The sequence below is a fragment of the Symbiopectobacterium sp. RP genome (assembly GCF_050472005.1).
Classification (GTDB): Bacteria; Pseudomonadota; Gammaproteobacteria; order Enterobacterales; family Enterobacteriaceae; genus Symbiopectobacterium.
Map to the genome: position 1 here is coordinate 754,579 of NZ_JBGOGS010000002.1, position 13,010 is coordinate 767,588.

General features: G+C 51.1%; 9 protein-coding genes and 4 pseudogenes. 6 read left to right on the forward strand and 7 right to left on the reverse strand.

The features are described from left to right. Positions 1-8 precede the first annotated feature (8 nt). The 6 genes and pseudogenes from ACD630_RS22430 to ACD630_RS22455 all read left to right on the forward strand — a co-directional run. Positions 9-920, forward strand: coding sequence for a scaffolding protein (locus tag ACD630_RS22430; protein ID WP_430358777.1), 912 nt, complete (start codon positions 9-11; stop codon positions 918-920). Further along, entirely contained in the window at positions 920-2,203 is a 1,284-nt protein-coding gene (locus ACD630_RS22435) for a P22 phage major capsid protein family protein (RefSeq protein WP_430358776.1), read from the forward strand. Before ACD630_RS22430 ends, ACD630_RS22435 begins: the two co-directional genes overlap by 1 nt. A 46-nt stretch (positions 2,204-2,249) precedes the next feature. Next, positions 2,250-2,450, forward strand: a complete 201-nt coding sequence (locus ACD630_RS22440) for a hypothetical protein (protein ID WP_430358775.1) — start codon at positions 2,250-2,252, stop codon at positions 2,448-2,450. Beyond that, complete coding sequence (locus ACD630_RS22445) at positions 2,434-2,925, forward strand: packaged DNA stabilization gp4 family protein (RefSeq protein WP_430358774.1); 492 nt, start codon at positions 2,434-2,436, stop codon at positions 2,923-2,925. Before ACD630_RS22440 ends, ACD630_RS22445 begins: the two co-directional genes overlap by 17 nt. Beyond that, positions 2,897-4,315 (forward strand): annotated as a pseudogene (locus ACD630_RS22450) (packaged DNA stabilization protein). Before ACD630_RS22445 ends, ACD630_RS22450 begins: the two are co-directional and overlap by 29 nt. Continuing rightward, positions 4,315-4,647: pseudogene (locus tag ACD630_RS22455) on the forward strand (phage tail protein); the annotation flags it as partial. The pseudogenes ACD630_RS22450 and ACD630_RS22455, both read left to right, overlap by 1 nt. Before the next feature lie 374 nt (positions 4,648-5,021). Here ACD630_RS22455 and ACD630_RS22460 read toward each other — a convergent pair. From ACD630_RS22460 to trkA, 7 genes and pseudogenes are all read right to left on the reverse strand, one after another. Further along, a pseudogene (locus ACD630_RS22460) lies at positions 5,022-6,733 on the reverse strand (hypothetical protein). 524 nt (positions 6,734-7,257) lie between these two features. Next, the gene (locus ACD630_RS22465; protein WP_430360693.1) at positions 7,258-8,430 is read right to left on the reverse strand and encodes a phage DNA ejection protein; all 1,173 of its coding nucleotides are present in this window, start codon (positions 8,428-8,430) and stop codon (positions 7,258-7,260) included. Between the two features lie 9 nt (positions 8,431-8,439). Further along, entirely contained in the window at positions 8,440-9,075 is a 636-nt protein-coding gene (locus ACD630_RS22470; protein ID WP_430360694.1) for a DNA transfer protein, read from the reverse strand. Beyond that, a complete protein-coding gene (locus ACD630_RS22475; RefSeq protein ID WP_430358771.1) occupies positions 9,062-9,508 on the reverse strand; it encodes a DUF2824 family protein in 447 nt (148 codons plus the stop codon). The genes ACD630_RS22470 and ACD630_RS22475 overlap by 14 nt, the downstream gene beginning before the upstream one ends. Before the next feature lie 295 nt (positions 9,509-9,803). Beyond that, on the reverse strand, positions 9,804-10,730 hold the full coding sequence (locus tag ACD630_RS22480; protein ID WP_430360695.1) for an IS630 family transposase: 927 nt from the start codon (positions 10,728-10,730) through the stop codon (positions 9,804-9,806). Between the two features lie 21 nt (positions 10,731-10,751). After that, a pseudogene (locus tag ACD630_RS22485) lies at positions 10,752-11,252 on the reverse strand (IS21 family transposase); the annotation flags it as partial. Between the two features lie 164 nt (positions 11,253-11,416). Then, positions 11,417-12,793: a Trk system potassium transporter TrkA gene (gene trkA / locus ACD630_RS22490; RefSeq protein ID WP_430360696.1), complete on the reverse strand. Its 1,377-nt coding sequence runs from the start codon at positions 12,791-12,793 to the stop codon at positions 11,417-11,419. Positions 12,794-13,010: the final 217 nt, after the last annotated feature.

The window sequence follows — 13,010 nt, forward strand, 5'->3', positions numbered from 1 at the left end:
AGTTAATCATGACCGATACCACCGAAATTCAGGAAACTGAAGGCCAACCCCTGCACGTCGATAATGCGGCGGCAACCGCAGTCGATACAGCGCCAAATGCCAACGACGCACAGTCGCAGGATGCAGGCTTTGAGATTGTCCTGAAAGACGATGAGACAAAACCGAAACAAGACCCGGAAACCAATGCCAGGTTTGCAGCTAAACGCCTTGAGCGTAAGCGGCAGCGTGAGATTGAACAGCAGATGCAGGCGGTTCAACGTGGCGAGGTGCCGGAGAATTTGCGGGTTAATCCTGAGTTACCGCCTCAGCCAGACATTAATGATTATCTGTCTGATGCTGCAATGGAGAAGTACGGCTTTGATCAGGGTCGAGCGCTGGCGGCATTCCAGGCCGCTCAGTCTGACTGGCAAATCAAGGCGATGGACGCTCGTAGCAACGCAGTAGCGGAGCAAGGGCGAAAAACTCAAGCATTCACCCAGCAATCAGCGCAATACGTTGAAGCGGCGCGTAAGCACTACGATTCGGCAGAGAAACTCAATCTTCCCGACTATCAGGAGAAAGAAGATGCGTTCCGGCAGTTAGTCCCGGCAGGCGTGGACACTACCATTATGGATCTCTTTCCTGAAAAGTCGGCGGCCATCATGTATCACCTGGGCGCAAACCCAGAGAAATTACGCCGAATCCTGGCGCTTGACGGTCAACGCGCACTCATCGAACTCACTCGACTATCTGAGCAATTAACTCTCAAGCCTCGCGGGACTCAGGTTTCCTCCGCGCCCCCGGCTGACCAATCCATTGCAGGTGATGTGATGGCGGCTAACACCGACGCCATTCGCAGACAGATGGAAGCGGCAGCAAGCAAAGGTGACACGGAAGCCTATCGCGCACTCAAGGCAAAACTTAATAAAGGATCACGATAATGGCTTTGAACGAAGGTCAGGTAATTACCTACATGGTCGATGAAATCATCGAAACCGTGGAAAATATCACACCGATGGCTCAGCGCGTCGGTAAATACACTCCACCCGCTGGCGATATGCAACGTTCGCAAAACACCGTATGGATGCCTCTGGAACAGGAAGCGCCGACTCAACAGGGGTGGGATTTGACTGGTCAGGCTACAGGTATGTTGGAGTTGTTAGTCAAGTGCAACATGGGCGTGCCGGATAACGACTTTTTTACTCTGCGTGCTGATGATTTGCGTGATGAACGGTCAATACGCCGCCGTGCTGCTGCATCTGGTCAGAAACTGGCTAATAACGTTGAGAACGCTATCGCAAAACAGGCGGTTGAAATGGGCTCTCTGTTAGTTGCTAGCACGTCTCCGATTGGTTCCGCTAAAACAGGATGGGATTTCATTTCCGAGGCAGAGGCGCTTGTCTTCTCTCGCGAATTGAATCGCAGTGCTGGCCTGTCATTCTTCTTCAACCCTACCGATTATCGCGGTGCGGGTCAGGAATTGGTGGGTAAAGACTTCTACGGCCGCATTCCAGAGGAGGCATATAAATCTGGCACGATTCAGAAACAGGTCGCCGGGTTTAATGAGGTGCTTCGTTCACCCAAAATGCCAACGCTGTTAGCCTCTACGGCAACGGGTATCACGGTATCCGGCGCACAGAAATTCAAGCCGCAAGCATGGGTTGCTGACGCTGACGGTAACCGTGAAAACGTGGACAACCGCACGGCAACAGTGGCGTTAAGTTCTGGAACGGGACTGAAACGCGGCGACAAAATTTCGTTTGCTGGCGTCAAGTACCTTTCTCAGATGGCTAAAAACCTGCTGACACAGGATGCAACCTTTTCTGTTGTAGCTGTTAACGGCGCTCAAGTCACCATCACACCAAAGCCTATTGCTCTGGATGACACAGCATTGCTGCCGGAAGAACGCGCATACGCCAACGTAAACACCTCATTGGCCGACACTATGGCGGTGAACATTCTGAACACCACCACTGCGCAATCCAACGTGTTCTGGGCTGATGACTCTATCCGCCTTGTATCACAGCCGATCCCCATCAATCACGAATTGTTCTCTGGCATGAAAACCCAGAGCTTCTCAATCCCGAATGTGGGGCTGAACGGCGTTGTAGCCTATCAGGGTGATATCAGCACCCTGTCCGGTAAATGCCGCATCGCGTTGTGGTACTCGGCATGTGCGGTTCGCCCCGAGGCAATCGGTGTTGGGTTGGCTAATCAGGCATAACAAACAGGGGCTTCGTCCCCTTTATTTTGAGGTGCGCATGTCACAGATGATTTATAAGCCGGGCGGAAAAACGAAAGTCTGGAACACTACGGCTCACGTTATCGTCATTGATGAGGCTGACCTGGAAGAATATCTGGCTGATGGCTGGCTAGACCATCCGGGTAAGCTGTTTGATTCTCCTGAGCCTGTTCAACGCAAGAAGCCGGGGACAAAGCCCAAGGCGGTGAGTGATGCTGATAGCAACTAAAGGTGATTTGGTTAGGGCTGCGTTGCGTAGGCTGGCTATTGCCTCCAATGCCACCCTGATCGATGTCGAACCGCAGTCAATGCAGGATGCGGTAGACGACCTCGAAACAATGATGGCTGAGTGGTATCAGGACGGTAAGGGAATTATCACCGGCTATGAGTTTGCCGACATGAATAACCTGCCAGCGGAAGGTGACGACCACGGATTACGCTCTGGCGCTGTCAGTGCCGTATACCACAACCTGGCTTGCCGAATTGCTCCTGACTACTCACTCGAAGCTACCGCGAAAATCATCGCCACCGCGAAATACGGCAAAGAATTGCTCTATAAGCAGACCGCGATTGAGCGCTCCAGGCGAGCGCCTTACCCCAGCCGGATGCCGATTGGCAGCGGCAACAGTCCTGCCACGCTGAACGGCTGGCATTACTTCCCCGGAGAGAAGCCAGATGCCGATACAACAACTTCCCCTGATTAAGGGCGTTGGAAAAAACTTCCGGGACGCTGACTATGTTGATCTGCTTCCGGTCAATATGTTGGCGACACCCAGGCAAGTGCTGAACAGCAGCGGATATTTGCGCTCATTCCCCGGCATAGACAAGCGATCGGATGTTGCAGGTATATCGCGTGGCGCAATGTTCAACACTGCTCAGAATGCCGTATATCGCGTTTGTGGAGGTAGTCTGTATCGTGGCGCGTCGGTGGTTGGTTCGTTGTCTGGCTCTGGTCGTGTGCCGATGGCGCATAGCCGCAACTCTCAGGCGGTGATCGTCGGCGGTCAGGTTGTGCAATATGGCTACGATGGCACGGTGAAAACTGTTGCTAACTGGCCTGTATCGAGTGGCACCACGCAGTATCAGCTGGGCTCATCGCGTGATATCTGCTGGTCACGCGGTAACTACGTGTGGTCGAAAGATGGGACTGATTCGTTTTTCATCTCTGATTTGGATGATGAGGCTTTTCCCGATAAATACCGTGCTGAATACCGTGCGGAGTCACAACCAGACGGCATTATTGGTGTTGGTTCATGGCGTGATATGGTTGTGTGCTTCGGCACAACCACGACTGAGTATTTTTCTCTGACGGGTAACTCTGGTGCGGGTCAGGCGGTATACATCGCTAACCCGGCGTACATGGTCACAAAAGGGATAGCTGGGACGTTTTGCAAGTGCCCGTTTATGGACGCATTCGCCATTATCAGCAACCCGGCAACAGGCGCACCGTCTGTCTACCTGATTGACTCTGGTCAGGCCAAACCCATCGCATCAGCAACGACTGAGAAAACGCTACGCGAATACACTAACGCTGAGCTATCAACTGGCGTCATGGAGTCATTGCGTTTCGACTCTCACGAACTGCTGATTATCCACCTGCCACGTCATGTGCTGGTGTTTGATTCGTCGGTGAGCGAGAGCGGTCCACAGTAGGCCATCCTGAAAACGGGCCTGTTTGATGACGTGTACCGTGGGATTGATTTCTTCTACGAAGGCGGCGCTATCACATGCGGTGACAAGCTGGAATCTGTGACCGGACAGCTTAATTTTGCATCGTCTGCCCAATATGACAAACAACAGGAGCACTTGCTCTATTCCCCGCTCATCAAGGCGGACAACGCGAGACTGTTCGACCTCGAGCTTGAAGTATCGACGGGCGTTGCTCAATTCGCTGAACGGCTGTTTATCTCTACCACCACTGATGGCATCAACTACGGCAGGGAACAAATGGTGCCGTGGAATGCACCGTTCCGCTATGACCAGAGGGCGCTATGGCGTCGGATTGGGCGTGTGCGCAAAAACATCGGCTTCAAGTTCAGAATTATTACTAAAAGCCCGGTAACCCTATCAGGGCTACAAGTGAGGGTTGAGTGATGGCTGATGACTCACTAAACACGCCTGTGAAAGTTCGTGCTGTCAGTATCAAGGCTGTATCTCTTCCGGTCGGGTTCTCCCCGGCATATCAGCAATACGTGCTTAGCCAGGCGATGGACTTCACTCAGGTTGCAGGTAAGGCAAATCAGGCCGCCGATGGCGCATATAACGCTCAGGTTGTGAATGATGCTCAGAACGTGACACTTGCCGACCACGAGGGCCGGATTGCGCAATTGCGCATTGATGTTGATGGACATGAGATTCGAATAACAGCCAACACCAATTCGATCGCCGCTCTGGATGTCAGAGTAACTAGCGCCGAGGGGGCTATATAGCCAAGCGACATTATTTTGATAACAATTAGCTGTATTTTTTGCCACATATCAGGGCATTGGCTGTAATCATTTTTAAGTCGGTTGGCTATATTTGATAGATTTTTTTATCCATCAAAAAAAGAGGGATCATTGTTTTATGCTTTTATGCTTTTATGCTTTTATGCTTTTATGCTTTTATGCTTTTATGCTTTTATGCTTTTATGCTTTTATGCTTTTATGCTTTTATGCTTTTATGCTTTTATGCTTTTATGCTTTTATGCTTTTATGCTTTTATGCGGTAGGCGCTTTCCTTCTTGCATTTCATTGGTGCTTCGAGAGAGTAAATGAATATATATCGAGATCAAAAAGCTAAAGCCTTCCATGGCTGTTGGTTACTGTTTTTCTTCACCCTGTCGCTGATAATTCAACCAGCCGACCACACCTAGCCTTGCGATAGTCTTTTTGTCTATCTCAGGCAGAGAGTCGAAAAATGCTCTCCATTGCGGTGATCGTCTAACGCGGCTATCCATTACATGACCCGGCGCAGTGGACGGCAGCGAGTTAACCGCACGCTGAAATTCAGGTGATGCTATTAGCTTATCAGCCGCCTCCATCGATCCGGCTCCACCTGCAAGCCTAGCTTTCTGCGCCAAGCGCTGCCCTATCTCAGCCCCAGCAATGGCACCCAATGGGCCACCGTATGCGCCGAGCATAGTCCCGATCCTTTGGGCGTGGCTCGCTGCCATCTCATAAGGCGCAGTAACCCTGTTAAACCGTGACGTAAACTCATTTAGCCGCCCGGTTGTAATTTCATATGACTTTGCATTCTTTATCGCTCTGGCTACCGTGTAAGCCTCTCGTAATCCTGCCATCGTCTCTTTAGGCAGATGTTGAGATAGCAGCCTAATTTGACCGCTTGCCTGCATGTTTTGCCACCAGTCAGCAAACCCTGCTGGGTTAAAGTCAGCACCTCGCTTTCCAGAAGAAAGCATGTCACGCAGCGCAGTGCCTACCAATCCGTTCTTAATTGTCGGGATGGGGTGTTATCTACCAAGTCACGGAATGTCTTGCCATTACCTTTCGCCATTGACTGTAGCGCTGTTGTTGCGGTAGCGGTCACATCCCCGTTAAGCGTCCTGCCACGCAGGTTAACCATCTGCTCTTCCATGGTTTTTCGCATCTGGACAAGTCGCTGCGCCACTTCGAAATCACGAAGTTGGGGAGTACCGGATAAAGCCGCCTTCTGATCTTCTGCTAGTGAGCCATAGAGTCGAGAAAGAGCCGCCGAGTCAGCATCCTTGTATGGACCCCTGTTTTTGTGCAAAGCATCTCCGACTAGCCTCCGCTGCTTGTTAAGGTTTGCATAGGTTAGTACTCCCTCTCTACTTGGGTTAACCGCTTTAAAAATTTTCTGTTCTATGGGGTCTAAATTTTCCCACCCACCTAAGCTGTCGGCCTCTCTTTCCAGCATTGATCCGGTGTTCGGGGCTTCAATTCCAGTTCCGGGTGCCATCGCCTTATCAACGCGAGCATACAAAGAATCGCTACGCCGTTCTAACGCCGACATCCTGCCATTAACCTGACCGATGAAGCGATCGCTCATCGCCAGCGCATCAGGAGCGCCAGCCACGTCATCAATTATCTTTCCTGCACCAGAAGCAAGCTCAGTTATTGCTTGATCCTCCTGCACGCGCAACGCTGAACCTGCGCGAGACTTTATCGTCTGCTCTACTGCCTGATACTGTGCATTTCCAGATAAATGAGATGGAAGAATAGAGTTAACACCAAGACGTCCCGCTGCCTCTGCAACATCCTGCTGAGGACGAACATCAAGACCCTGAAGCGATGATGCCAAATCAGGATTATCTCTTGCAGCGACTCGACGCAGCGTTTCCTCGGCTTGATTATCAGCACCAGGTGCTATTTGTTGCATAGCTTGCTGCGCCACTCTCTCTGATGCTGGCTCACCGCCCCTGATTAGTTGACGAGCGCCACGATATAATGCAGGAGCGCCCATCAATGCAGTGTTTATTGCCATTTCCTTTGTGGCGTTCTCGGCAAAGTCTCCAGGCTGATTACCAGCGTTAGCTACAGAACCAATCATCGCACCTTTCACAGCACCAGCTCCGGGTACAAGATACGTCCCGATAGCTTCACCTGCTTGCGCCCACTGGTTTGTCGGACGGTTTACCGGACGATAAACCGGACCAAGAACATCACCAATACCGACCGCGCTAGTCCCGGCATTAATCAGGTTGGCGCCACCCTGCAGAATGTCGAATGGTATATTCACTAATCCCCGTGCGGCTTGCTCAACGTTATCCGCCAGCGTTGGCGATCTTGGTGCCTGAGCTTGGCCAGGAGATGAATCCAACACGAATCCTTGAGGCAGCCCTGCATTACCAGGTGGAGAATCTAGCTCGAACCCTTCAGGTAATCCTACATTGGTTGCCATTGCCCACCCCTGAATATAATCTTCTGCCCAGTGCCAGGATTGGTTGCTGTAGCCCCCTCCCCTATTGATCCGGTCGATGGATTTCCAGTAGTACCGCCACCAGCCGCCCCTTGCCCCCCTGGAACATTCTCAAATAGTTTTGCTTTACGGTTGCTAAGGCTGTTTTTCAGACCTTAAGGAATTGTGTCCCCGTATGTGCCTAAATACTCATCAACCTGCTGATTGAATTGCTCACCCATCGAGTTAGCGTTTATTTTTGCAGCTTGAACAATGTTGTTTCGTGCGTCTTGGGACAGGCCATTACCCGCATTAAGCTGATCGACATAGCCTTTCATCTGTCCCCAAACACCATCGGAGCGCATGACCTGCACTTGCTCCCCTTCCCTAACCACGGATTGCGGATCAAGCGATTTCATGTAGTTGAAGATAATTCCAAGCTGCGCGGCACCCGTATTCACCTTGCTCAACGCTTGCAGAGAATTCGCCGCCGATTTAACAGCATTGTAGTTTTTACCAAAGCCTGTTATATCGGAGTTCAGACCCTTGATAAGGTCAGCAGTCGGCTTACCTTTCTGCCCAAGCTCCATCAATTTCAAACCCATATCATCCGAATGGCATTGCACTCGTTGAGCACGATCAAAAGCTGAATTATTTATTGCAGCCCATCCTCTGGCGTTATCTAGTTCCTGACCACGAGCGGTTATATCCTGCCCGCGCATCGTTACCTGCTGCTGAGACTGTTCAAGCGCCCTGCCTTGCTGTTTATCCAAGATATCGAAATATTTATCACCGCTCCCGGCCATACCAAGAATGTCAAACAGTTGCGCGGCACCCTGTGGGTCTTGTATCCCCATTTGCGCCAGAATGCCCGGGTTAGCGCCAACACGAGACAACTCACCTGAGTTTTTTTGCAGATACTGAGCATATGCATCCGGACCCTGAGACAGTGCTAGCCGCAACTTTGCAGCCTGATTGGTCATATCGGAACGCTGACCAGCATCAAGGCCGGAAACAGCCTGCTGAGCCTGACCTATGAATGCCGGGTTCTGCACAGCGAAATCGCGCAATGCTGACGTGTCACCAGATTTCCATGCGTTGGCATAGGCCTGATTGAATGCAGCTTGCGTTTTCTGTAGCTGGTCTTGCTTGTAAGCATCAGACAGCCCTTGCAGCCCCTGTAATGCCTGCAAGCCGATATTGTTACCGCCAGCGCGGGCAAAGTCGTTGTTCTGTCGAATCAGTCCTGGCGTTGCGTTAACATCACTGGCTTGTGGTGCATTGGTGTTTACCTGACCAACGCCACCAGGAAAGCCGCCAGAGTTAATATTCTGCTGCCAAGTAGCCATGTTCACACCTTAAAATAGCGAGCCTAGAATTCCGATGCCTGCACCGATACCAGCCCCCCACGGCGTAGACATGCCCAGAGCACTAACAATGCCGCCGCCAGCAAGAGCACCACCAAATCCGCCAGAAATTCCCTGCTGTAGCGCCGATGGCCTATTAGCGTTAGCCGCTGCGAGCGCCGCGTTCTGCTGCAATAACTGCCCAGTGTTGTTGGTGTAGGTTTGACCTGCGTTGGCTTGCCCTTGCAATGCTCCCAATCCGATGTTTGCCAAATTGTTCGCATTATTCATCTGGCCGGATAGCCAGTTCTGTCCTAGCGTGGGAGCGATGGACGACAACTGGTTTCCCGTTGCAGTAGAGCCTAGTCCGCCTGTAGCTTGTGCCGAGCGTAAAATCTGGTTACGCGCCTGGTCTGCCAAGCCCTGATATTGTGCGGAGTTGTAATACTCATTCAGCGCTTTGTTCTGACCGTCAAGGGATGAGTAATCCTGCAACTGAGTGACGTACTGCTGTGCTAATGGCGTAAAAGGCGAAAGATTATTCATCACCGTCTGCCATTGCTCTCTTTGTAATTCTGTGGCTCTGTTCGTGGCGTCAGCTTGTGCCGCCGCACCATTATTTTTACTTCCGCCTTTACCGCCGCCCATAGCCTAGCTCCTCGCGTGTTGCTGAATAGATCGTTACGTCAGTTGTGCCGTCAAGGAATTTGGGGATTACTCCCCGGCGCTTTAACCCGATTGACGCACAGTAAAACTTGCCTTTTCTGAACTTGTCAGAGGCCATAGACAGGACGCACTCGGCATCGTAGTAGGTGAAAAAGTATTGCCAGAAGGCCAGTCCGATATCTTTACTGAACCCGCGCATATGCTCTAAAAACATGGCGTGACACTCGTACGATTCAGGCTGAACCTCGATAGCCCGAACGATCCCGGCGAAGTTGTGATACACGCCGACTTCGAAATAAAGCTCGTTAGGGTTGTATGAAAAATGGTTTCCGTTGGCTGTTCCGGCCTGAATATCAGGCTCATTAGCCACCGTCTCGATAACATCAATGTTACGGGTGGGAGTGAAGCTAATCATGGGGAAACCTCAGTTAATCAGGCCGTGCGCGCGTAAAGCATCTTCAAGCGCCTTTGTGCGCTGACGAGCTTCAACGAGGCCAGCAGCCAGCGCCTGAATATCTGCCTGCGAACAGGTTGCACCTGCTGCATATGACTGGTCAGCGTTGAATGCGCCGAGAAATGCTGTGCCGGCTGCTGCCGTCCATCCGGTTTGCTACGGGCCTAATACTTTGGTGTCGTTGACAGAGTAGGATGCAGACACGTTTAGCGGGCTGGCTAGAGATTGGGGCGCGGTGGCAGACCTGGATGCATAATCAGTCTGGATAGCTGCTACGCTGGTTTGCAGAGTTGTGATGTTGCCCTCTGCTGCCGTCATTCTCGTCTGAAGGGTTGTTATAGCCAAGCGACTTAATTTTGATTACACCATATGGACTGAGAACAAAATCTCTGTATCGCAACCACTCTCTCTTTTTTTTGCTTTTTGCTTGTGCCCATTTATGCTCAATGGGGTTAAGATCTGGCGAATATGTAGGCAAATACTCCACCATATACCCTGCATCGATGATGACTTGTTGAATATTATGTTTTTTGTGAAAAGTTGCATTGTCCATCACGATTACCCTGTTTTTAGGGAGTACTGGGATAAGGACTTGTGTGACCCAGGAATAGAAAACATCGCTGTTAATATTGATATCAAATAATCCGATAGCAAACAGCGTGGTGCCTAATAAAGCGCCGATAACATTTGTTCTTCCCTTGGCTCCCCCGTTCTTCAGGCCAAAACACCGTTGACCTTTTGGGGAATAGCCGTGAGTCCGTGGGGTATCGTGTGGAAAACCACTTTCATCAATAAAAACAATAGGTTTACCTTCTTTTTTATACTGTTGTTTTTTTGTTGAAATGCTTGCCGGGCGCTTTCGTCGGCTTTCGGATGGGGTAGAGTTTTTTTTATAGGTCAATCCCAGCTTTTTAAGAGCTTGCCAAATGGCCTTCTGACAAACGCCAAAACGCTCTGCACGTTCTTTTTGGTAAGCATCTGGATATGGTTCAACATCTTTTATCCACTCGGATTTATCGCTCTTTCGCTGACGCGTGGTCGATGCTTTTGACGCTATTTGATTAATCCAACGCGATACAGAGGCAGGGCCAATCCGAAATTGCTTCGCTGTTTCTCGGATACTCAACCCTTCTTCTTCCCGTGTAGATATCACTTTACGTCTAAAATCAATTGAATAGCTCATTTAAATAATGTAATCAAAATTAAGTCGCTTGGCTATATGTTCAGCATCCTGTTTTGGTGCCGCGAAGACATGGAAGCGACGTGAGAACCCCAGCGTGTTAACCGCGAAGTTAACCCTGCATCGTTGCCCGGCAAGCTCAGCCTCAACTTCCCCCCAGTCATGCTGAAGCTGCTAACCGGGCTGAGTTTCGAAGCGAACCGTTTTCTTCGATAGCCGCATCTTACGTTTGGGCTGGATGTAGTAACGCAACATGGAGCGTCCACCGGTATAACCCATCGCTTTAATTTCCGCGAGGATGACCTCGCCGTTCCAGACGTTCTCTGCCAGACGCATGTCGATATAGTCCATGAACGGCCTGAGTTTGGCCATTTTGTGGCGTGTTTTTCTGGCCGGAGGTTCCGGGTATTTCAGGTAGCGTCTGACAGTCCGCTCAGAGCAACCAACCTGAGTGGCAATATCGACAATATACGCACCCTGCTGGCGCATTTGCTTTATCATGTAAAAGTCCTCTCTGCTCAGCATGCTGATGTCCTTTCTGGTGTGAGAACCTCAAGGAAACAACATGTTGGGTGGCGCGGACAATCCAAATGGTGAATTACTGTCTTATATCACTGGCGCTGACACCAGCGGTGATAATCAGTGAAACTGAAAGGAAAGTGCCGCCTGAGGCGGCAGGCTTAGCGTTGTTACAAGAAGAACGGGCTGGGTTGGAACAGGCGTTCCACTTCAGGGACAAACTTTTTGTCCGTCAGGAACATGATCACATGATCCCCTTGCTCTATCTTCATATTGTCGTGGGCGATAATGACATCATCACCGCGCACAATCGCACCGATCAAAGTGCCTGGCGGCAATTTGATATCTTCAATCATTCGGCCAACCACTTTTGACGTGCCTTCATCCCCGTGAGCAATGGCCTCAATGGCTTCTGCCACGCCGCGTCGTAATGATGAGACGCTGACAATATCCGCTTTACGCACATGGCCGAGCAGTGCGGAAATCGTTGCTTGCTGTGGCGAAATGGCAACATCGATAACGCTGCCTTGGACCAGATCGACATAGGCGCGTCGTTGGATCAGTACCATGGCTTTTTTTGCCCCCATGCGTTTGGCCAGCATGGCGGACATGATGTTCGCTTCATCGTCGTTGGTAATGGCAATAAACACATCGATTTGTTCGACATGCTCCTGTGCCAGCAACTCCTGATCGGAAGCGTCGCAGTGAAACACAATAGTGTCTTGCAGCAGTTCAGCCAGAGCGATCGCACGCTCTTCGTTCTTTTCGATCAGTTTAACGCTGTAGTCTTTTTCCAGCTTATGCGCCAACCCCGCGCCGACGTTACCACCGCCGACAATCATGATGCGCTTGTAGGGCTTTTCCAAGCGCTGGAGTTCGCTCATTACGGCGCGAATGTGCTGGGAAGCGGCAACAAAGAACACTTCATCGCCCGCTTCGATAATGGTTGAACCCTGCGGACGGATCGGCCTGTCGTGGCGAAAGATCGCGGCTACGCGGGTTTCGATGTGCGGCATATGCTCACGCAGCGCGGAGAGCGCATTACCGATCAGCGGACCACCATAGTAAGCGTTCACTGCGGCGATACTCACTTTCCCTTCGGCGAAGTTCACTACCTGTAGCGCGCCGGGATACTCGATCAGCTTGTAGATATTGTCGATGACCAGCTGTTCTGGTGAGATCAAATGGTCGATAGGCACCGCTTCTGCCTGAAACAGTTGCTCACCGGCGCGCACGTATTCTGCGGAGCGAATACGTGCGATGCGATTTGGCGTATTAAACAGCGAGTAGGCGACTTGGCAGGCCACCATATTGGTTTCATCCGAGTTCGTGACGGCAACCAGCATGTCTGCATCTTCTGCGCCAGCTTCACGCAGTACGCGCGGGTGGGAGGCGTAGCCAGCAACGACGCGCAAATCGAATTTATCCTGCAACTGCCGCAGTCGCGCGGTGTCAGTATCAACGACAGTGATGTCGTTGTTTTCTCCGGAGAGCGTTTCTGCCAGCGTACCACCCACCTGACCTGCACCAAGAATGATGATTTTCATGATCTGTGCCCGTTGCCGTTGCTATCAGCCAATACTCTTAACCAACTTAGCATAAAAGAACCCATCGCCATCCTCTGCCGCCGGTAACTTTTGCAAACCGGGGTGTTGCGCATCGCCCGTTTCCACCAGTTCGACATCCGCATGGCGTGTCAGAAATCTATAGTCACCCCCATTTTTGCAACACTGATTTTTGACTAATGGTGGGCTTGCTTCAATC

Coding starts and splice junctions, on each gene's coding strand:
- ACD630_RS22435 (WP_430358776.1), top strand. CDS start 920: ATGGCTTTGAACGAAGGTCAGGTAATTACCTACATGGTCGATGAAATC.
- ACD630_RS22445 (WP_430358774.1), top strand. CDS start 2,434: ATGCTGATAGCAACTAAAGGTGATTTGGTTAGGGCTGCGTTGCGTAGG.
- ACD630_RS22475 (WP_430358771.1), bottom strand. CDS start 9,508: ATGATTAGCTTCACTCCCACCCGTAACATTGATGTTATCGAGACGGTG.
- ACD630_RS22480 (WP_430360695.1), bottom strand. CDS start 10,730: ATGAGCTATTCAATTGATTTTAGACGTAAAGTGATATCTACACGGGAA.
- ACD630_RS22430 (WP_430358777.1), top strand. CDS start 9: ATGACCGATACCACCGAAATTCAGGAAACTGAAGGCCAACCCCTGCAC.
- ACD630_RS22440 (WP_430358775.1), top strand. CDS start 2,250: ATGATTTATAAGCCGGGCGGAAAAACGAAAGTCTGGAACACTACGGCT.
- trkA (WP_430360696.1), bottom strand. CDS start 12,793: ATGAAAATCATCATTCTTGGTGCAGGTCAGGTGGGTGGTACGCTGGCA.
- ACD630_RS22465 (WP_430360693.1), bottom strand. CDS start 8,430: ATGGCTACTTGGCAGCAGAATATTAACTCTGGCGGCTTTCCTGGTGGC.
- ACD630_RS22470 (WP_430360694.1), bottom strand. CDS start 9,075: ATGGGCGGCGGTAAAGGCGGAAGTAAAAATAATGGTGCGGCGGCACAA.